General features: G+C 61.8%; 16 protein-coding genes and 1 tRNA gene. 6 read left to right on the top strand and 11 right to left on the bottom strand.

From position 1 onward, the window contains the following. Positions 1-28: 28 nt before the first annotated feature. Genes BLW66_RS03730 through BLW66_RS03720 form a run of 3 tightly spaced genes read left to right on the top strand, consistent with a single transcriptional unit; the run spans position 29 to position 3,360 of the window. The gene (locus BLW66_RS03730; RefSeq protein WP_089945141.1) at positions 29-1,057 is read left to right on the top strand and encodes a substrate-binding domain-containing protein; all 1,029 of its coding nucleotides are present in this window, start codon (positions 29-31) and stop codon (positions 1,055-1,057) included. A 12-nt stretch (positions 1,058-1,069) separates the two neighbouring features. Beyond that, positions 1,070-2,383, top strand: coding sequence for a GH1 family beta-glucosidase (locus BLW66_RS03725; RefSeq protein WP_170833384.1), 1,314 nt, complete (start codon positions 1,070-1,072; stop codon positions 2,381-2,383). Between the two features lie 5 nt (positions 2,384-2,388). After that, complete coding sequence (locus BLW66_RS03720; RefSeq protein ID WP_089945137.1) at positions 2,389-3,360, top strand: glucokinase; 972 nt, start codon at positions 2,389-2,391, stop codon at positions 3,358-3,360. A 407-nt stretch (positions 3,361-3,767) separates the two neighbouring features. On the opposite strand, the gene BLW66_RS03715 is transcribed toward BLW66_RS03720, so the two are convergent. Further along, positions 3,768-4,958 (bottom strand): FAD-dependent monooxygenase, encoded by a 1,191-nt coding sequence (locus BLW66_RS03715; RefSeq protein ID WP_089945136.1) that lies wholly within the window; start codon positions 4,956-4,958, stop codon positions 3,768-3,770. Positions 4,959-5,062: 104 nt separating this feature from the next. On the opposite strand from BLW66_RS03715, the gene BLW66_RS03710 reads away from it, so the two are divergent. From BLW66_RS03710 to BLW66_RS03700, 3 genes are read left to right on the top strand one after another with little or no spacing between them, the layout of a single operon-like run. Beyond that, positions 5,063-6,253, top strand: coding sequence for a winged helix-turn-helix domain-containing protein (locus BLW66_RS03710; RefSeq protein WP_089945134.1), 1,191 nt, complete (start codon positions 5,063-5,065; stop codon positions 6,251-6,253). Positions 6,254-6,310: 57 nt separating this feature from the next. After that, positions 6,311-6,955 (top strand): 3-oxo-tetronate 4-phosphate decarboxylase, encoded by a 645-nt coding sequence (otnC, locus tag BLW66_RS03705; protein ID WP_089945133.1) that lies wholly within the window; start codon positions 6,311-6,313, stop codon positions 6,953-6,955. Next, positions 6,955-7,722 (top strand): hydroxypyruvate isomerase family protein, encoded by a 768-nt coding sequence (locus tag BLW66_RS03700; protein ID WP_089945131.1) that lies wholly within the window; start codon positions 6,955-6,957, stop codon positions 7,720-7,722. The genes otnC and BLW66_RS03700 overlap by 1 nt, the downstream gene beginning before the upstream one ends. Before the next feature lie 77 nt (positions 7,723-7,799). Here BLW66_RS03700 and BLW66_RS03695 read toward each other — a convergent pair. The 10 genes from BLW66_RS03695 to acuI form a co-directional block, all read right to left on the bottom strand. After that, positions 7,800-7,889: transfer RNA gene (locus BLW66_RS03695), tRNA-Ser, on the bottom strand. A 94-nt stretch (positions 7,890-7,983) separates the two neighbouring features. Beyond that, positions 7,984-8,703, bottom strand: coding sequence for an alanyl-tRNA editing protein (locus tag BLW66_RS03690; protein ID WP_089945129.1), 720 nt, complete (start codon positions 8,701-8,703; stop codon positions 7,984-7,986). Continuing rightward, positions 8,700-11,120: a DUF3772 domain-containing protein gene (locus BLW66_RS03685; protein ID WP_170833383.1), complete on the bottom strand. Its 2,421-nt coding sequence runs from the start codon at positions 11,118-11,120 to the stop codon at positions 8,700-8,702. The genes BLW66_RS03690 and BLW66_RS03685 overlap by 4 nt, the downstream gene beginning before the upstream one ends. 6 nt (positions 11,121-11,126) lie before the next feature. Next, entirely contained in the window at positions 11,127-12,155 is a 1,029-nt protein-coding gene (locus BLW66_RS03680) for a cysteine synthase A (RefSeq protein ID WP_089945125.1), read from the bottom strand. A gap of 55 nt (positions 12,156-12,210) precedes the next feature. Continuing rightward, a complete protein-coding gene (locus tag BLW66_RS03675; RefSeq protein ID WP_089945123.1) occupies positions 12,211-13,359 on the bottom strand; it encodes an NUDIX domain-containing protein in 1,149 nt (382 codons plus the stop codon). Positions 13,360-13,364: 5 nt separating this feature from the next. Further along, on the bottom strand, positions 13,365-13,805 hold the full coding sequence (locus tag BLW66_RS03670) for a TrgA family protein (protein WP_089945121.1): 441 nt from the start codon (positions 13,803-13,805) through the stop codon (positions 13,365-13,367). A gap of 101 nt (positions 13,806-13,906) precedes the next feature. Next, positions 13,907-15,325 carry a cryptochrome/photolyase family protein gene (locus BLW66_RS03665; protein ID WP_089945119.1) on the bottom strand — a complete coding sequence of 473 codons (1,419 nt, stop codon included), beginning with the start codon at positions 15,323-15,325 and terminating at the stop codon, positions 13,907-13,909. Then, the gene (locus BLW66_RS03660) at positions 15,322-16,548 is read right to left on the bottom strand and encodes an aminotransferase class V-fold PLP-dependent enzyme (protein ID WP_089945117.1); all 1,227 of its coding nucleotides are present in this window, start codon (positions 16,546-16,548) and stop codon (positions 15,322-15,324) included. The genes BLW66_RS03665 and BLW66_RS03660 overlap by 4 nt, the downstream gene beginning before the upstream one ends. Before the next feature lie 76 nt (positions 16,549-16,624). After that, complete coding sequence (locus BLW66_RS03655; RefSeq protein WP_089945115.1) at positions 16,625-18,298, bottom strand: BCCT family transporter; 1,674 nt, start codon at positions 18,296-18,298, stop codon at positions 16,625-16,627. Between the two features lie 181 nt (positions 18,299-18,479). Next, complete coding sequence (gene acuI, locus BLW66_RS03650) at positions 18,480-19,463, bottom strand: acryloyl-CoA reductase (RefSeq protein ID WP_089945114.1); 984 nt, start codon at positions 19,461-19,463, stop codon at positions 18,480-18,482. Positions 19,464-19,466: the final 3 nt, after the last annotated feature.

The raw sequence follows: 19,466 nt of genomic DNA, 5'->3' as shown, positions 1-19,466 counted from the left end.
TTTGGGAGATCTGGGGAGGGAAAACCGGATGAATTTACGAGAGCTGTCGGACCTGCTCGGCCTGTCCCAAACAACGGTCAGCCGCGCGTTAAACGGCTACCCCGAGGTCAAAGAAGCCACCCGCATCAGGGTCGCGGAGGCCGCCTTGGCCCACAACTATCAGCCAAACACCCGCGCCAAAAGCCTAGCGACGGGCCGCACTATGTCAATCGGGCACGTGATCCCGCTGTCAAACCAGCATGAAATGGTCAACTTGGTGTTTTCGGACTTTATCGCCGGCGCTGGCGAGGCTTACGCCCGTGAAGGCTATGACATGCGGGTATCCGTGGTCGACGATTCCCAAGAAGCCGCCGCCTACGAGCGGTTGGCCAACACCGGAACCGTGGACGGTGTGATCGTGCATGGCCCCTTGGTAAATGATGCGCGTATCCCGCTCCTCCAAAAGCTGGGGCTGCCCTTCGTTGTGCACGGCAGATCCAGCAATTGCCCGACCCCCTACAGCTGGCTCGACGTGAACAACCGCTCCGCGTTTCTACGCGCGACCGACTTTCTGCTGGATCTGGGGCATACGCGCATCGCTTTGATCAACGGGTTTGAGCAGATGGATTTCGCTATGCGCCGCCGCGCCGGATACGCAGATGCCCTCTCTGCGCGCGGTGTGGCTTTGGACCCAAGCCTGACACACGCATTCGAGATGACCGAGCCCTTCGGCTACGCCAAAACCGCGCAAATGTTGGATGCCGACAATCCCCCCACCGCTGTCATTGCGTCGTCGCTGATCCCCGCGATGGGCGTCCGCAGGGCGGTTGAAGAGCGCGGTCTGGTGGTTGGCAAGGATGTGTCGATCATCTGCTTTGACGACGCGTTGTCATACCTTCCCAACGGTGAAGGCTCCCCGATTTTCACCGCCACCCGCTCCTCTGTGCGCAACGCGGGGCGGCGCTGCGGCGAGATGCTGATGGATCAGATCGCGGGGCGCACCACCGGCCCCGTTCACGAGTTGTGGGAAGCCGAACTTGTTGTCGGCGGCTCCACCGGCCCTGCCCCAACCCGCTAAAGGTCTGACATGATGCAGTTTACCCGTGCCGATTTCCCCAAGGATTTTCTATTCGCAGCCGCGACATCGGCCTACCAGATCGAGGGGCACAGTTTTGGCGGCGCAGGCCGCACCCATTGGGACGACTTCGCAGCAACCCCCGGCAACGTGGTGCACGCGGAGCATGGTGCCATCGCCTGCGACCACTACCACCGCTACACCGAGGATCTGGATTTGATGGCAGCGATGGGCCTCGACGCCTACCGCTTCTCCACGTCGTGGGCGCGGGTGATGCCCGAGGGGCGTGGCGCAGCTAACCAAGAGGGTTTGGACTTCTACGACCGGCTGGTCGACGCGATGCTGGAGCGCAACCTGAAGCCCATGGCCACGCTCTACCACTGGGAACTGCCCTCCGCCCTTGCCGATCTGGGGGGCTGGCGCAATCCGGACCTGCCCAAATGGTTCGGCGAGTATACCCGCGTCATTATGGACCGCATTGGTGACCGCATGTTCTCTGTCGCGCCGATAAACGAGCCTTGGTGCGTCGGCTGGCTCAGCCACTTTCTGGGTCACCACGCCCCGGGGTTACGCGATATTCGCGCCACGGCCCACGCCATGCATCATGTGCTCTGCGCCCACGGCCGCGCGGTGGAGGTGTTGCGCGACCTCGATGTTGCGAACGTTGGTGCAGTTTGTAATTTTGAATACGCCCATCCCGCCACCGACAGCGCCGCCGACAAAGAGGCCGCAGCGCTCTACGACGGCTATTATAACCGTTTCTTCCTTGGCGGGTTGTTCAAAGGTGCCTACCCCGACAATGTCATGGCGGGCTTGGAGCCACATATGCCCAAAGGCTGGCAGGATGACTTCGCGCTAATCGGCCAAAAGCTCGATTGGCTGGGGCTGAACTACTACACCTGCAAGCGCGTTGCCGCGACAGACGGCGCGTGGCCCGCCCATGAAGAGGTCGCGGGGCCACTGCCAAAAACCCAGATGGGATGGGAAATCTACCCCGAGGGCCTGCATCATTTCCTAGGCTGGGTGGACGCAAACTACACCAAGGGCCTGCCGCTCTATGTAACGGAGAACGGCATGGCGAACCCTGACCAGCCAGACGTGCCGGACGCCGCACGCATAGATTATTTGAACCAACACCTTGCCGCAGCCCGCCAAGCCATCGCCGACGGCGTACCGCTCGCGGGGTACACATTCTGGTCCCTACTCGACAATTATGAGTGGGCTTTGGGCTATGAAAAGCGCTTCGGATTGATCCATGTCGACTTCGAGACGCTTGAACGCACGCCCAAAGCCTCTTACCACGCCCTTGCACTTGCCTTGAAAGCCTAACCGTTATGACCCGCCCAGCTGACACCTATTCCCTTGTAGCCGACATCGGGGGCACCAACACCCGCGTCGCTTTGGCCGAGGGCACCCGCCTGCTTAAAGACACCGTGACCCGCTACGCCAATGTGGACCACGCGGGGCTGGAATCGGTATTGAAGGCCTATATCGCCTCACAGGACGTCACCTGCAAAGCGGCGTGCGTTGCGCTGGCGGGTCCGGTGAAAGATGGGCGCGGCTCTATGACCAACCTCGATTGGGAACTCGACGAGGCCACATTGGCGCAGGCCGCGCATTCGGAAACGGCCTACCTGCTGAATGACCTGCAAGCCCAAGGCCACGCCTTGGGGGCGTTGCCCGAGGGTGCGGTAACGCAACTGGTTGCGGCGCAGGACAAAGACCACGACCCGATGGCCACGAAGCTGGTGATCGGTGTGGGTACCGGCTTCAACATCGCGCCGGTTTATGAAACCCGCTGGGGCCGCCACGTGCCCCCATCCGAAAGCGGTCATGCAAATCTGCCCTTGCGCTCTCAGGATGAACTACGCTTGGCGCAGTACTTCGAAACGGCCCACGGCTTCCCCGCAGTGGAGGACATGATGTCCGGCCGCGGGTTGGAGCGTGTCTACGCGTGGCTGGGCATAGAGGCAGGTGATCCGCGCGAGGCCTTTGCCGCAGACATCATGGCGGGTTTCGAGAACGGGACCGATCCGCGTGCGGAGCAAGCGGCAGCCCTTTTCGTGCGGATGCTTGGCACCGTTGCGGGCAACCTGTCGCTAATCCATCTACCGTTCGGCGGGGTGTTCTTCTCCGGCGGCGTCGCGCGCGCGTTCTCGCGCCACTTCGGCCCGCTCGGCTTCTCTGACGCCTTCCGCGACAAGGGCCGCTTTGCGGGCTTTATGGGCAACTTTGAGGTCGGGGTGATTGAGGACGACTACGCCGCCCTCACAGGCTGCGCCAACTACCTTGCAACCATGAACTGAAGCGTGATGCGAAGCGGCGTGTCAGGACATCGTGCCGCTTCACACCCGTGAAACCCGTTTCACGCCTTATTCACGCCTTGTAAGTCACTGATTTTAAACAATACCATCGAAACACCTTAACGCCACGTTAACTCCCCTCTTGATCACCTTTGGGGGAATGACGCAGGGTCATTTCAAGCGGAGAGTGAACCGCTTGTTTTATGACGAAACTCTACTTGCCGCCCGGTCGCGCTGCTTTCGACGAGGATTTTCCCTTTGCAGGCCGCCGGGCAACGCAAGCCCACGTTAAGGCACAACGGTGTACCCAGCACCTCCCCATTCTTTGTGCCAAAACGCAGACCCTCTCGTGCGGCTCTCCCCTGCGCAGAGGGTCGCGGGCTCGCCCTAAAAAACTTAGGCCCCCGCACTTAGGAACCAGCGTCAAACCCGTAAATCCAGTCCTGCTGGCGGTGTATCACCGAAGCAGACAAGTGCCCCGCCAACGCCATCGGCCCGTAGGTCGCCAGTTGCGCCGCCGCGTTCGGGCGGTGAAACATCCGCGCATTCATGGCGGAGCGTTGTTGCACCCGTGTGGTACGCGGTTTGCGTGCCGCCTCATAAGCTTGCAGCGCTGCCACCTTGTCCGCGTGCCGCTCCAACATCTGCGCCAGAACAACCGCGTCTTCCAACGCCATCACCGCCCCTTGTGCCATTGACGGCAACATAGGGTGCGCCGCGTCGCCCAGCAGGGTCACGGGACCATCACACCATGTCGCGAGCGGTGGTCGCCCGTAGAGCGCCCAACGAAACAGCCCCTGCGAGGCTTCCAGCACCGCGCGCAGACAGGGTTGCCAATCGCCGAAATCGGCCAGCGCCTCCTCTATGCTTCCGGGGATCGACCAGCCCTCTTCTGTCCAGCTGTCCTGCTCCACAATGCCCACAAAGTTGACGTGGCTTCCGCCCTTCACCCGCGTGGTCACCGCGTGCTTGCCGCGTCCCGCCCAGATCACGCCGTAGGGCGGCGGGGCGTTGTCACCCAAAGCATCGACCGGGACCACCGTGCGCCACGCCACCTGACCCGTGAACCGCGCACGGTCCGTGCCGCACATCTGATTGCGGATAACCGAACGCACCCCGTCCGCGCCGATGACCACGTCGCCAAAGACCCGCTCCCCGCGCTCCAGATAGACCGAGGCGCCCCCGCGTTCGCGCACATAGCCGGTGATCTTCGCGTTGGTGCGCAGTTGCGCCCTGGGCTGCGCGCGCAGCGCTTGCGCCAATGCATCATGCAGGTCCGCACGGTGGATCTGGATAAACCGATGCCCCCAGCGGTCCTGCGCGTAGCCCTTCATCGGCAGGCGAAACACCCTGCGTCCGGTCCGCCCCATGCGCAGCTCTATTGCCTCCGGCTCGAACAAGCTGTGTTCCAGATGGGGCAACACGCCAAGGCGTTCCAGCATCTTCATCCCGTTCGGGCTGACTTGGATGCCCGCGCCAACCTCGCGCAACTCCGGCGCCTGCTCCAGCACCTCGACCTCCCAGCCGCTCTGCGCCAAGGCCAATGCGCTGGCCAACCCACCGATCCCGCCGCCCGCAATCACTGCACGTCTGTTGGTCATGAATAAATCACTGCCCCGATTTGTTTTGCCGGAAGATACGCATGATACGGGTGGTGCGATAGGCCCTAGCTGGTCATAGTGACAAAACACCGCCGGAGCCGCCTATGACCCTGCCCTTGATCCCGCTGCCCACCGTACGCACGCACCACCTGATGCGCCACCGCCTGTGCGAGGCACCGACCGGTGCAGGCAAAGGGGACGACCTGCACGACCTACTGCAAGACCTGACGTTTGTGCAGCTCGACAGCATCAACACCGTCGCCCGTGCGCACCATATGATCCTTCACGCGCGGCGCACCAATTACCGGCCCAAAGCGCTTGACGCGGTGCTGGCGCAGCGACGGGGGTTCGAGCATTGGACACATGACGCCTCCGTCATTGATATGGCCAATTTCGCCCACTGGAAGCTGAAGTTCGCCCGCGACGCGGTAACCATCAAAGCACGCTACAAAAATTGGCACCGCGACGGGTTCGAGCAGAAATTCGACACGGTGCTCAAACAAATCTCCGACCACGGCGCGTGCTGCTCGTCCGATGTGGGCACCGAGGAGAAGAAAGGCTCTGGCGGGTGGTGGGACTGGCACCCGTCGAAGACGGCGTTGGAGTATCTGTGGCGGGCTGGCAAGCTCTCGGTGACGCACCGCCAAGGCTTTCGCAAGTTCTATGACCTGACAGAACGCGTGATCCCAGAGCAGCATCTGGCCGCCACCTTCACGCCGGAAGAAACAATCGCCCACAGCTGCGCCACAGCCCTCGATAAGCTGGCGTTCGCCACCTCTGGGGAGATCGCCGCCTTCTGGGATCTGGTCACCCCCGCAGAGGCCAAAGCGTGGTGCGTTGCGGAGCTTGCCGCCAAGCACCTGATCGAGGTGGAGTTGGAAACCGCGCTAGGCAAGCCACGCCGCGCCTTTGCCCGCCCCGAGACATTGGAGATGCCACTCACCGCGCCCACAAAACGCATTCGCATCCTGTCACCGTTCGATCCGGCGTTGCGGGACCGTAAGCGCACCGAACGGTTGTTCGGCTTTCACTACCGCATCGAGGTCTTCGTGCCGGAGGCCAAGCGCCAGTACGGCTACTACGTCTTCCCAATCCTAGAGGGCGACCGCTTGATCGGGCGCATCGACATGAAGGCCGACCGTGCCCGCGACGCCATGGCCGTGCGGGCCTTCTGGCCGGAGCGCGGCGTACGTATGGGGGCTGGCCGCATCAAGGCCCTGACCCGCGCCATCGAGCGCAGCACGCGCCTTGCAGGCGTCACCGATCTGGAGTTCGCCCACGACTGGCTGCGCTAAAAACTTGATTGCACAGCCATTTACGGCGATGAACGCTCTACACAGCGCGGAGGCCCCATGACAGAGACCCAATTGCGCGAGCAGATTTGTGTGCTTGCAAAATCCATGTTTGATCGCGGCCTCACGGGCGGCTCCACTGGCAACATCTCCGCACGCACCTCTGACGGCGGCTTGCTCGTCTCGCCAACGGGGACGTCTTTCGGGCGCCTAGACCCTGCCCGCCTGTCGCGCTTTGACGCAGCGGGCCAATTGATCAGCGGTGACCAGCCAACCAAAGAGATGCCCTTGCACAGCGCGTTCTACGACACCCGCTCCACCGCTGGGGCCGTGGTGCATCTGCATGCGTGCCACTCCGTTGCATGGTCGATGATGCCGGGCGTTGATGCGGATAATTTCCTGCCGCCGCTGACGCCTTATGCGATTATGAAGCTGGGCAAGGTCAAGCTGCTGCCGTTCTTCATGCCAGGCGATCCTGCGATGGGCGACGCCGTGCGCGGGCTTGCGGGCAAGCGCAGCGCGGTGATGCTAGCGAACCACGGCCCCGTGGTCGCGGGCAAAGACATCGAAGCCGCCTGCAACGCCATTGAAGAACTCGAAGACACCGCCCGTCTGGCGATGATGATGCGCGGTTACGACGCCAACGCGCTCAGCCCAGAGCAGGTGCAAAACCTTGTAACCAAATTCGATGTGGAGTGGGACTGATGGTAGAATTCTCGGCAAACCTTGGCTTTTTGTGGAACGACCTCCCGCTGCCTGACGCTATCCGCAAGGCCAAGGCCGCGGGCTTCGCCGCCGTGGAACTGCACTGGCCCTACGACACCCCCGCCGCGGAGGTCAAAGCCGCCTTGGACGAAACCGGCCTGCCCTGCCTTGGCCTGAATACACGGCGCGGGGATGTGGCTGGCGGCGACAACGGCTGTGCCGCGATTGCGGGCCGCGAGGCGGAGGCGCAGGGCTACATCGACGAGGCATTGGCATATGCCCGTGATATTGGTGCGATGAATGTGCACGTCATGGCGGGCTTCACCGACCAAAGCGCGGACGCCAAAGCCAGCTTCGCGCAAAACCTGCGCTACGCCTGCACGCAGGCCGCCCTGACGCAACGCACGATCCTGATTGAGCCGCTTAACCATCATGACGCCAAGGGCTACCACATTGCCACTATCGCGCAGGCCCAAGAGGCGCTGGCCGACGTGGACCTGCCCAACCTGAAAATCATGTTCGACTGCTATCACTTGCAGATCATGCAAGGCGATCTGGTGACGCTGTTCAAAGGCTGCCAAGACCAAATAGGACACGTCCAGTTCGCCGCCGTCCCGGGCCGAGGGGAGCCGGACCAAGGGGAGGTCAACTACCCATGGCTCCTCCCCGAGCTGGCCCGCCTCGGCTGGAGCGCCCCCTTCGGCGCGGAATACAAACCACGCGGCAAGATGGAAGACGGCCTAAGCTGGATCGCGGCGTACCGCTAGGCCGCACCACGACTATCGGCCACCGCACAAAAAAGGCCGCCCAAGGCGACCAATACAAACTCAACAAAATGGGGTAGTGGCGGACAGACAGGGATTCGAACCCTGGAGACGGTCTCCCGCCTACACACTTTCCAGGCGTGCGCCTTCGACCACTCGGCCACCTGTCCGTGGCGCAGGGTGTAGCCAAAAGCAGGGGGGCAGCGCAAGAGGCAAATCGCTCTTTTTGACAAGAGTTTAGCGACGCCCCCTCACTGCGCCAAATTAGCCCTCCAGATGCAGGTTCACGCGGCGGTTGTTGCGGCCTTTGTTTTCGATTTTTCCGATACGCACGCGGCCGATTTCTGCGGTGCGTGCCACATGGGTGCCGCCGCAGGGTTGCAGGTCTATCTGCTCCGCCTCGGTGCCGATCCGCACCAGTCGCACTTTTCCTGCGCCCTTCGGGGGCTGCACGGACATGGTTTTCACAAGGCCGGGGTTCGCATCCAGCTCCGCGTCAGTAATCCATGTTTCGGTGACGCTCAGATCGCGGGTGATGAGGGCGTTTAGCTCCACCTCCAACGCGGCTTTATCTGCGGGGGCCTCTGGCATGTCGAAGTCCAACCGCCCCTTCTCCGCGCCGATTTGCCCGCCGGTTACCCCCAAGGGGATCACCACGGACAGCAAGTGCAACGCGGTGTGCACGCGCATATGGGCGTGGCGTCGCTCCCAGTCCAGCGTTTGCGTCACCTCGGTGCCAACCTCGGGCCATGCGCCGCCTTCCTCCAGTACTAGCACGACCCGCTCCGCGTCGGTCTTGTCTTTGCGGGTATCGGTGATGGTGCAGCTAGCGCCGTTCCAACTTAGCGTGCCCGTATCGCCCGGCTGGCCGCCGCCTGTGGGGTAGAACAGCGTGCGGTCCAAGATCACGCCCTGCTCCGTCACGGCCACGACTGTGGCGCTCGCGTCTTTCAGGTATGCGTCCTCAATGTACAACAAGCTCATGCGTCAGGGGCCTTCTTGGTAGATTTGCGTGGCGCCTTCTTTTCCGGCTCTGGCGGGCGCAAGGCTTCGGGGTTGCGCAGCCAAACGTCGCGTTGCGCGAAGGGTATCTCCAGCCCCTCCTCCGCAAAGCGGCGAGCGATCTCGTGATTCATGTTGGAGGTGACGGTCATGCCGTAGTTCACATCCCGCAGAACCGCGCGAATCTCAAAATCCATCGAATCCGCGCCAAAGCCACGGAACAGCACCGCAGGCGGCGGGTTCAGGATCACCAGTGGTTCCGCCTCTGCAATCTTTTGCAAGATGGCTTCAACCTGCTTGGTGTCGGAGCCGTAAGCCACCCCGACCGGCACGATGATACGCCCTGCAAGGTTGCCCTTGGTCCAGTTGGTCACGGAGGTGGAAATCAGGTCCGCGTTCGGCACAATCACGTCGCGGCGGTCAAAGGTCTCCACCCGCGTCGCCCGCACCGAGATATCGCGCACAACACCCATTGTGCCGCCGACCTCAATCCAGTCCCCTTCAGAAATGGGGCGCTCGATCAGCAGGATGATGCCGGACACGAAGTTGGACACAATCGTCTGCAAGCCAAAACCGATACCAACCGACAGCGCACCGGCAACGATGGCCAGCGACGACAGATCAATCCCCGCGCTGGTAATCGCAATCAACGCCGCAAGGAAAATACCGATGTAGCCAGCGCCCGCGACCATCGCGTTGCGCCCGCCGGTATCAAGCTGAGTGCGCGGCAGGACTTGCGTTTTGAGCATGCCTTGCAACAGGCGCGTCAGCCCGTAGCCCAGCACAAAGATCACGGCAAATTTCAGGAAGTCGACCGGCGAAATGCGGCTATCACCCAGCGGCACACCCGCCGAAATCACATCCCACGCTTCGCTAAGGTCGGTGACCCGTGCGCCCCAGATCAACGCCAACAGTGGCAAAGAGCACAGCGCGATGGCAAAGCCCACCAACACTGGGATCAACCCCTTGGCACCGGCGTCCTCGCCGCGGATCATCGAATAGATGTCACGCACCAAACGTTGCAGGATGGCGACCCCTGCCAGCAGCGCCAGCGTCAGGTAGGTCGAATAGACCAGCATGTTGCCCGCATAGGTGTAGCCGATCGCCGCCAGCGCTGGCCCGACGATGGCCACGATGCGCGCCGCACGGCCCAGATAGCGCATGATAACGCCTGTGGAGGCATCGGCAGCGGGATGGCCGTTGCTGTCGTCCGCGTTGCCCTCAACCGCCAGAACCTGTGCCGCCTTGGCAGAGGCGACCATAAGCTGGGCGATGCGGAACAAGAACAGCCCAGCCACCACAATGACAGGCAGGCCCAACACGGATGATGCGGTTTCGGAAATCAACTCCGCCTCTAGCAGCGCCGACAAGGTCGCGTCCGCCGCAATTAGCAAACCCGCCACGTTGATGAGCAGGCGCATTTGCAGCCCCTGCCCGTCCGTCAGCACCAACACCGAATGCGGTGGGTACGCAGGTGGCGCGACTTGCAACGCCAGCCACCGCGCGACGTAGATGGTAATCGTCACAACGGACAGAATGCCCAAGATCACGGTTCCGATCTCACCGCTCAGCTGGCTTTGATCGGCGGCTTGGATCAGCAAGAACAGCCCGACCACGGGCAGCACCAGCGAGAGCAGCGATATGATAAAGACACCCACGCGCACACGGGCGCGGCTGGCGTGGCGACTGCCGCGCAGCTTGGATGCGCCGCGCTCGACCCAAGCGCCGCCACGGGTAACCAAAGCCAGCCCCGTGAGCAGCAACACCACGATCAGCGGTAAATTGCCTTTCAAAGCGTCGGAGCGTTGTGGCGAGGCGTAGTTTTCCCGCACCTCCGCCATGAACGCCGTCCAAACGCTGGCGATGGACACCACAGCCTCCGGCCAGAGTGCCGGATTGATCGGGGTCGGGTTCAGTTCCAAAATCTGATTGGTTTGCCGGTCACGTACAGTGCTGTCGAGCCGTGAGATAAGCCCGTCAGCGCGGGCGTGTGCTTCCTCCGCGCGGCGGTTCGGGGCCGTGTTATCGTCCAGTTCCTTGTTCAACGCGGCGCGACGGTTGGCGATTTCCTCGGCCTCGCTCTCCCCCTCGGCGGGCAGTGGGCCAAGCGCCTCGATCTGGCTCTTTAGGGTGGCAATCTTGCCTTTGTTCGTATCTTGGCGCTGCGAGAACAGATCCCGCCACGATACCAGTTGCGCGCGCAGGGTTTGCAGCCCCTCGGTAGACGCGCGGTCTTCCTCCAAGACGTCAGTCGCACGGGTGGCATCACGCTCCCACGCTTCATAATCGGGCAAACCGGTCTTGGTCTCTACCGCTTGCGCCAGCACCACGTTTGGCACGGCGACGACCGCAAAACACAACGTCAGCGCGACAAAAAGCACGCGCACAATCCCAGCCATGGCCATTTACTCGAACATGCTCGGCATGTCTTGCGGGGCTTTGGCCAACCACTCAGGGTATGGCAGCCCCTTCTCTTTCAGGAACTCTGGGTTCCATAGCTTCGCCTGATAGCGCGTGCCGTAGTCGCATAGGATCGTCACGATGGTATGCCCCGGCCCCATGTCCTTTGCCATGCGCACCGCGCCCGCGATGTTCACGCCCGACGACGCCCCAAGGCACAGCCCTTCGTTTTGGAGGGTGTCAAACACCACTGGCAGCGCTTCCTCGTCAGGGATCTGGTAGGTAAAATCGGGGGTGAACCCTTCAAGGTTTTTGGTGATGCGCACCTGCCCGATTCCTTCGGCGATGGAGCCGCCCTCCGAGGTCAACTCCCCCTTGGTATACCAATCGTACAAGGCCGCGCCCATCGGGTCGGCCAGCCCGATCTTCACGCCCTTGGGTTGCAGCGCCATGGCGATGCCCGCCAAGGTCCCGCCGGAGCCCACGGCGCAGACGAAGCCGTCGACCTTGCCGCCGGTCTGATCCCAGATTTCAGGGCCAGTTGTCTCGATATGCGCCTGACGGTTGGCGACATTGTCGAACTGGTTCGCCCAGATAGCGCCGTTCGGCTCTGTCTCGTTCAGCTTGTTGGCCAAGCGCTCCGAATAGCGCACGAAGTTGTTGGGGTTGCGGTACGGGGCGGCGGGCACTTCCACCAGCTCTGCGCCAGCAAGGCGCAACATGTCTTTCTTTTCTTGGCTTTGCGTCTCTGGGATCACGATGACTGTCTTGAAGCCCATAGACTCGCCAACCAGCGCCAGACCGATGCCAGTGTTGCCCGCCGTGCCCTCGACAATCGTGCCGCCCGGCTTCAACGCGCCAGAGGCGACCGCGTCGCGAATAATATAAAGCGCGGGGCGGTCTTTCACCGACTGGCCGGGGTTCATGAACTCCGCCTTGCCCAGAATTTCGCAACCCGTCGCGTCGCTCGCCGCGTTCAACCTGATCAAGGGCGTGTTGCCCACCATATCCGCGAGGTTTTTGTTAATGGTCATCTGCGACAACTCCTGTTCAGCGCTTAACCTTTGATAGGCATCGCAACAGCCGAACTCAAGCGGGTGTTGCCTTTGCGCGTAGCTGCGCACGTTCACGTTGCAGACAGAAGGCGCTAATCAACAGCGGTGCGTTTTGCACCTCGCCACTGGCCACCGCCGCCATCAGCGTGTCAAACGGGATCACCATGGAGCGGATGTCCTCCGCCTCGCTATCCAGACCGCCCATGCCTGCGGCACTGTCCGGCAGGTCCGCCAGCCCGATATAGCAGTATAAATACTCGCTCACCGCGCCGGGCGACGGGTAGAAATCCGCAGCTTTCACAAACTCCGTGATATCCAGCCCCGTTTCTTCCTTGGCCTCACGGCGCGCGGCAACTTCGGGGCTTTCGCCGCCGTCAATCCGGCCAGCAATGGCCTCCAGCCCCCACGGGGTCGGGTCACCACGCAAATACGGCGCGGGGCGGAACTGCTCGATAATCAGCACCGTGTCGCGCACCGGATCATAGGGCAGCACCACAACCGCATCGACTGAGACGAACACCTCGCGCTCCACGGTATTTTCGCCGCCGTCAAAGCGTGGGTATTGCAAGCTCAGCTCGTCCATCGCGAAGAACCGCGAATACGGGCGGCGATGCTCACGCAGGGTGACGCTGTCACGTCCACCCCCACGGCGCAGTGCCACAGGTGTCGCATCATGCCGCGCGTTCACCCGCGACTGCGCCCGTGCGCGGATCGGCCCAAGGCGCGGGATCAGCGCCTCAATGGTGATTTCGCCGAACAGCCCCATGATCTCATGGGCGGCCTCGCGGGTCATTTCCCCGACTGCGTCTTGCCACTGCGCCAAATCCCAAAGCGGACCTTTGCCGTATTGGTTGTCCGTCGGCGTATAAAGTCGCGCCGCGCGCCCATCTGCCAGAACCACGGGCACCAACGTGTAGCCATATGGCGCCTCGTAGTAGTCCAGTCGCGCCACTTGCGTCTCTGTCAGGTTTCGCAGCAACAGCCCCGAAGCCTGCTGGCCCTGCGCAGGCAGCAACAACGGAAAACTTTCCCCCGCAGCGGTATAAACCGCGTGATCCGCCAAGCTGACGGGTTGCGCATCTGCCACAGCGCCCAGCACGATTTCAAGCAATTCGGGGTCGGTCAACGTGCCGAAGATGACGATATCTTGCACGGCGCTGGTCACATCAGGATGGGCGTTCATTAAGGTTACTCAAACTTCCGATGTGCCCATTCGGCGGCAGCGCCACCGATAAACCCGCCCAACACAAGGGTGAGCAGAATGTACGGGTCAAGCAGATGCACACCGTTCTTTAACATCAGCGCGAACACGTCGACCAAGGCTTCCATCGGGCCGTCGTATTGCAAGCGGCGTGACTTCTTGATCATCTGCGCCACGGAAAAAACGAAAGTCACAGAAACTGTTGAAACAACAATACCGTAGAAGCCGGAGTTCAAGCTGACGCCGTAGTTCTTGCCAACCAAGCGGCCCATCACGCGCCAGCCGATAATCAGCGGCAACCCCACGCAGATGATCATTAACCAGCTGGACGCTTTGCCGTCCGGCATATTGGCGCGAATAAGGTCAGCGACAATGTATCCCGTCAGGGCAAAGATGAATGCGGCGGCAAGTTTGGCGGCGGTGGGCATTGGAATTACTCGATTATCTCTATGGCCTGCGATTTTGTCGCAGTCTTCACGCCAAAGCGCAACCGCGCAAGAGGCAGATCGAATTAATGCTGCAATCCCGTCTAGTCCCCGCGTGCCTTGTAAGCGTCCAGCGCCCGCTGACGCCCCTCCGACAGTCCCACCACGGGCTTCGGGTAATCGTCCTTTGGCGACATGTTCCATGACGCGGGGATCGCGTCAAAGTAGTCGCGTGCCTCTTGGCCGTGGTCGCTGAACAGCTCCGCCAGATAGCGGGCGCGGTACGTGCGGTTAGGGTCGAATTTTTCGGCCTGTGTCTCGGGGTTGAACACCCGAAAGAACGGCGTCGCATCCGGCCCGCTGCCTGCCGACCATTGCCAGCCCATGGCGTTTGATGCAGGGTCCCAGTCGATCAGGCAGTCGTCGAACCACGCCTGCCCGACCTTCCAGTGCGTCATCAGGTGTTTCGTCAGGTAGGAGGCCACAATCATCCGGCCACGGTTGTGCATATAGCCCGTCACATACATCTCGCGCATGGCGGCATCGACCAGTTGGACGCCCGTGCGCCCCTGCTTCCACGCCTTGATCTCGGCGGCGCGTTCGTCGTCTTTCCACGGGAAGTCATCCCATTCCTCGCGCCAGTTTTTGTCGACGATGCGCGGTGTGTGATAGGCAAGATGGTAGGCAAACTCGCGCCAGACCAGCTCTTTCAAAAACACTTCCGCCCCTGACTTGCCGTCGTGGAGCGCCCGCCACCCCGCGTGCCGGCACTGGCGCGGGGATATTTCGCCGTAAGTCAGGTTTTCCGACAGCATAGAGGTGCCGCGCGTCGCCATGTTGTCGCGGGCGGCGGTGTAATCTGCGATATTCTCATCAACGAAATCTGCCAAACGCGCCTGCGCCGCCTGCTCCCCCACAACGATGTGCTTGGCTACGATATCCGCGCCGCGCTGCATGTCGGCCCCCATATTCCAATCCGCCATTTTGTCGGTGGATGGCCATTTGTCCGGCGCCTCAAGCGCCTTCACTGCGGGCAAGTCTTTCGCAAGTTCGCGGCTGCGCACGTTTTTCCACATGGGCGTGTAGACTTTGTAGTAGCCGCCGGTTTTGGTCTCCACCGTCCACGGCTCGAACAGGACGTGCCCCTTGAAGCTTTGCGCGTCGATGCCGTCGTCCGAGAGCGCGCCTTTGACCTTCTTGTCCCGCGCCACCGCCGCCGGATCATAGGCGCGCGACCACCACACGGCCCCTGCCCCTGTCTCGGACACCAAGTCGCGCAACACATCGAGCGCAGGCCCCCGCCGCAAAATCAGTCGCGAGCCGATATCTTGCAGCACACCCGCGAAATGCTCCACCCCAAGACCCAGCCGCCATTTGGGCGCGGCCCCGTGGGTTTCCACGACTTCATCCATGATAAACACAGGGATCACCGGACGTCCGGTTTCGGCGGCGGCGCTTAGGCCCTCATGGTCTGACAGCCGCAGGTCGCGGCGCATCCAAAACAGTATAGGTGTATTGCTCATACCACCTGATCTAGGGCGGATATGAGCCGGTCAACCTCGTCCTTCGACGTATAATGCACAAAAGACACCCGCAGGACGCCTTTGTCGGCCGCAACACCCATCGCGCGCAGGGCGCGACCTGCATAAAAGTCGCCGCCCCCCGCCATGATCCCGTGCGCGGCGAGGTCCGCAGCGGCCGCTTCCGCACCCGATTGCAGCGCCAAAGCAACAGTCGGTGCACGCAGCGCCGCATCGGACGGCCCGATCAACCGCACGGAGTTCTTGGCCGACGCGTAGTCCAGCAAAGGTTGCAACAGCTCCACCTCATGCGCGCGCATCAGGTCGTGAACGGCAGCGCCCTTGGCAACGGTCGCCGCCTCCCCGCCGATGTGGTGCGCGTAAAGCGCGTCGATGTAATCCGCCATGCCAGCGCTTGCCGCGACTTGGGCATGGTCAGGCCCCGCAGGGGTGAACCGTTTGTAAAGGCAGTCGGCGTTGAAGTGGTGGCCTTGGTTGGGCAGCGTCATGCCCAGATCGCGCCGGATTGCCATGATCCCTTGATGGGGCCCGTAGGTCTTGTAGGCGGAGAACAGATAGATGTCCGCGCCCAGATCCGCCACGTTGGGAATGCCGTGCGGCGCGTAGGACACGCCGTCCACGCAGGCCACAGCGCCCGCCTCATGCACCAGTTCGCAGATGGCCGCGACGTCGTTGATTTCGCCCACGACGTTGGAGCAATGCGGGAACGCCACCAGCCGCACCTTGTCATCCAGCAGGTTCGCCAGATCGGCGGGGTCCAGATGGCCGGTGTCGGGGTTGATCTTCCATTCGCGCATCTCGAAGCCGCGCTCCGCCAACCGCCGCCACGGGCCGGTGTTAGCCTCGTGGTCTTGGTTGGTCACGATGAATGCGTCGCCCGGCTTCATCCACTGGGCAAAGGCCTGCGCTAAGACATAGGTGTTCTGCGACGACGACGGGCCGAACGACAGCTCGTCCGCGTCGATCCCCATGATTGCGGACAACCTTGTGCGGGCCTCGTCCATCTCTGCCCCGCCTAGGCTGGACGCCGTGTAGGGCGCATAGGGCTGCACCTTTCGCTCAGTATAAAAGCGGTGAAGACGGTCAATCACCTGACGGCAGGTGTAAGACCCGCCCGCGTTCTCGAAGAAGGCTTGGCCTTGCAGCGACGGCACCTCGAACGCAGGGAACTGCGCGCGCACAAAATCCAGATCAAGCTTGGCCATAAAACCCTCTTCCAAATAACAAAAGCTCCGGCACTGTGGCCGGAGCTTCCATGGGTTTCAATGGCGAAGCGCCGCGTTAAGGCTGTGCGGCCTCAATTTCGTCGATGGTCGCAGGTACGCCCGCCGCCTCGCGCTTGCCATCATTGTAGATGGCCTTCACCAGCGCGACGCACATCAACACCATCACCACCGAGAACGGCAACGCACCGATCACCATGGCCGTCTGAATGGCCGATGTCCCGCCTGAGACAAGCAAGCCGGCCACAACCAACCCAAGGGCACCGCCCCAGAAGATGATATGTGGGCGGGCTTTCGGGCCTTCGTCGCCCGCCGCGTTGATCGTGTTCACGATCAGCACCGCAGAGTCAGCGGAGGTCACAAGGAACGTCATCAGCAGCACCACGATCAGCATCGCCATAGCCCAGGCCAGCGCATCAGCGATTGGGGCCAGCATGAACTCGGTCATGGCGAAAATCTTGTCGCCATTGGCCGCGTCAAAGATCAGCCCGTTGGCCTCGCCGTTCAGTTCCAGATCAATCGCTGTGCCGCCGGCCCATGCGAACCAAACGAAGCACATGAGCGACGGCACAATCATTGCGCCCAGCACGAATTCGCGGATCGTCCGCCCGCGCGAGATACGCGCAAGGAACAGACCAACGAACGGTGCAAAGGCAATCCACCACGCCCAGTAGAACACGGGCCACCAGCCCTGCCACTGCGCTAGCAAGAAGCTCTCGGAGCCCTCGACGCCGTCGGATTTGAACACGTTGAAGCTCAGTTCAGGCAAGGCGATCAGGTAGTCCCAGATGCCCAGCACCATCGCCTGTGCGCCAAACCATGTGGCCCCGAAGATGATGAAGAAGCCAAGCAGGATGATCGACAAGGTCATGTTGATGTTGGACAACCACTTGATGCCTTTGCCAACGCCCGAAAGTGCCGACAGGGTCGACGCGCCCATGATGATCAGCAACGCCACGACCACACCCAAAACGGTCGCCCCGCCGTCGGCTTCCATCAGTCCACCGATGCCGATACGGGTCAGGCCTGCCACGAATTGCTCCACACCGAAGCCAAGCGTTTGCGCCACACCCAAGATCGTCGCGACCACGGCCACGATGTCGATCAGGTGCCCCAGCTTGCCCGAAAGCGAACTGCCGAACAGCGGCGTCAGGGAGGAACGGATCGTCAGCGGCAAGCCGCGCCGGTAGCTAAAGAATGCCAGCGACAGGCCCGTCACCGCGTAGCACGCCCATGCGCCCAAACCCCAGTGCAGGAACGACCACTTGTACGCCATGCGCACGTTGTCCGCGCCTGCCCCTGTGGTCAGGCCTTGGATCACCTCGGGGTTGTTGCCAAAGTGCGTGACCGGCTCTGCGACGGCCCACGTCAGCATGCCGACGCCGATACCAGCGCCGAACATCATGGAGAACCAAGAGAAGTTGGAGAACTCCGGCCCTTCGCCGTCTTGACCAAGGTTCAAGCGGCCCGCGGTCGGCCAGATTGCCAGCCCGATGCACACGATAACGAACAACGCCACAACCCAGATATACCAAGCCGCGAAGTTGCCCAAAATGAAGCCGTTCAGCCCGTTTAGCACGACGCCAGACTGGATCGGCCAGAAGATGGCCCAAACGACCAAGGCGCTAATGATGATTTTACTGATGACAGTCACATCTAGACTGAACCCATGATAAAAACCGCCCTCAGCGGTTTTTATCGGCAGGTCAGTCAATGGAGGTTTCATTGACATGCTATTCTTCCTGATGATTTTTATTATGCCCATAGGCTATGCAGATTGTTCGCGGGCGACAAACAAATTGCGACATTTTGTCCTGTTAAAGCAGCCTTCATGCCCCTTTGACGCTAAAACGTGAAGAAACCGGCGCTGAGTTCACGGCACCGGTCTCATTATTTAATATTCTGTATTGAGATCAGCTATTAACGTCAACCACAACGCGGCCTTTGACCTGACCTTTCAGGATATCTTTGCCAAGTTTCGGCAAGTCCGACAGCGTCGCGCGCTGCACCATGGCCTCTAGCTTGTCCATCGGCAAATCCTTGGCGATCCGCTGCCACGCGCGCAGGCGGTTCTCGTAGGGCTGCATCACGCTGTCGATGCCCAGCAGGTTCACGCCGCGCAAAATGAACGGGATCACCGTCGCTGGCAGGCCCGCGCCGCCCGCCAAACCGACCGCCGAGACGGACGCGCCGTATTTCATCTGCCCCAGCAGCCGCGCCAGCATGTCGCCGCCCACGGCGTCGATGCAGCCGCCCCACGTCTCGCCTTCCAAGGGGCGCTTGGTGGTCTCGTTAATTTCGTCGCGCGCGACGATCTGCGTCGCGCCCAAGCTGGTCAGATAGTCCGCTGTTTCTGGCCGTCCGGTGACAGCGGCAACCTTGTGCCCCAAGTTGGCCAGAATAGCCGTCGCAACAGAGCCAACACCGCCCGCAGCCCCCGTCACCAGCACGGGGCCGTCTTTGATACCGTGATCCTCCAGCGCCATGACCGCCAGCATCGCCGTCAGCCCCGCCGTGCCCACGGCCATCGCTTGGCGCGTGTCCAAGCCATCCGGCAGCGGCACCAGCCAGTCTGCCTTCACGCGGGCCTTTTGCGCGTAGCCGCCCCAATGGGCCTCACCCACGCGCCACCCTGTCAGCACGACCTTATCGCCCGGCTTGTAGCGCTCATCATCAGAGGTCTCTACGGTGCCCGCAAAATCAATCCCCGGCACATGCGGGTAGTTGCGCACCAAACCGCCCCCAGGCCCGATGCACAGCCCGTCTTTGTAATTCACCGTGGAATACTCCACGGCCACGGTTACGTCACCGTCCGGCAAGCGGTCCTCGCCAATACTCTGAACCGAGGCGCTGGTTTTGCCCTCTTCATCCTTTTCGACGATCAATGCATTAAACATCGG

It is taken from the genome of Litoreibacter albidus (genome assembly GCF_900107015.1).
Lineage (GTDB): Bacteria > Pseudomonadota > Alphaproteobacteria > Rhodobacterales > Rhodobacteraceae > Litoreibacter > Litoreibacter albidus.
Note: the sequence above shows the minus strand (reverse complement) of the source record. Positions and strands in the feature narration are given on the sequence as shown.

What these genes read in the sequence shown, in the direction of transcription:
- BLW66_RS03725 (WP_170833384.1), top strand. Translation starts at nt 1,070, where the DNA reads ATGCAGTTTACCCGTGCCGATTTCCCCAAGGATTTTCTATTCGCAGCC.
- acuI (WP_089945114.1), bottom strand. Translation starts at nt 19,463, where the DNA reads ATGTTTAATGCATTGATCGTCGAAAAGGATGAAGAGGGCAAAACCAGC.
- BLW66_RS03690 (WP_089945129.1), bottom strand. Translation starts at nt 8,703, where the DNA reads ATGAGCTTGTTGTACATTGAGGACGCATACCTGAAAGACGCGAGCGCC.
- BLW66_RS03715 (WP_089945136.1), bottom strand. Translation starts at nt 4,958, where the DNA reads ATGACCAACAGACGTGCAGTGATTGCGGGCGGCGGGATCGGTGGGTTG.
- BLW66_RS03670 (WP_089945121.1), bottom strand. Translation starts at nt 13,805, where the DNA reads ATGCCCACCGCCGCCAAACTTGCCGCCGCATTCATCTTTGCCCTGACG.
- otnC (WP_089945133.1), top strand. Translation starts at nt 6,311, where the DNA reads ATGACAGAGACCCAATTGCGCGAGCAGATTTGTGTGCTTGCAAAATCC.
- BLW66_RS03655 (WP_089945115.1), bottom strand. Translation starts at nt 18,298, where the DNA reads ATGTCAATGAAACCTCCATTGACTGACCTGCCGATAAAAACCGCTGAG.
- BLW66_RS03710 (WP_089945134.1), top strand. Translation starts at nt 5,063, where the DNA reads ATGACCCTGCCCTTGATCCCGCTGCCCACCGTACGCACGCACCACCTG.
- BLW66_RS03685 (WP_170833383.1), bottom strand. Translation starts at nt 11,120, where the DNA reads ATGGCTGGGATTGTGCGCGTGCTTTTTGTCGCGCTGACGTTGTGTTTT.
- BLW66_RS03700 (WP_089945131.1), top strand. Translation starts at nt 6,955, where the DNA reads ATGGTAGAATTCTCGGCAAACCTTGGCTTTTTGTGGAACGACCTCCCG.
- BLW66_RS03680 (WP_089945125.1), bottom strand. Translation starts at nt 12,155, where the DNA reads ATGACCATTAACAAAAACCTCGCGGATATGGTGGGCAACACGCCCTTG.
- BLW66_RS03730 (WP_089945141.1), top strand. Translation starts at nt 29, where the DNA reads ATGAATTTACGAGAGCTGTCGGACCTGCTCGGCCTGTCCCAAACAACG.
- BLW66_RS03660 (WP_089945117.1), bottom strand. Translation starts at nt 16,548, where the DNA reads ATGGCCAAGCTTGATCTGGATTTTGTGCGCGCGCAGTTCCCTGCGTTC.
- BLW66_RS03720 (WP_089945137.1), top strand. Translation starts at nt 2,389, where the DNA reads ATGACCCGCCCAGCTGACACCTATTCCCTTGTAGCCGACATCGGGGGC.
- BLW66_RS03665 (WP_089945119.1), bottom strand. Translation starts at nt 15,325, where the DNA reads ATGAGCAATACACCTATACTGTTTTGGATGCGCCGCGACCTGCGGCTG.
- BLW66_RS03675 (WP_089945123.1), bottom strand. Translation starts at nt 13,359, where the DNA reads ATGAACGCCCATCCTGATGTGACCAGCGCCGTGCAAGATATCGTCATC.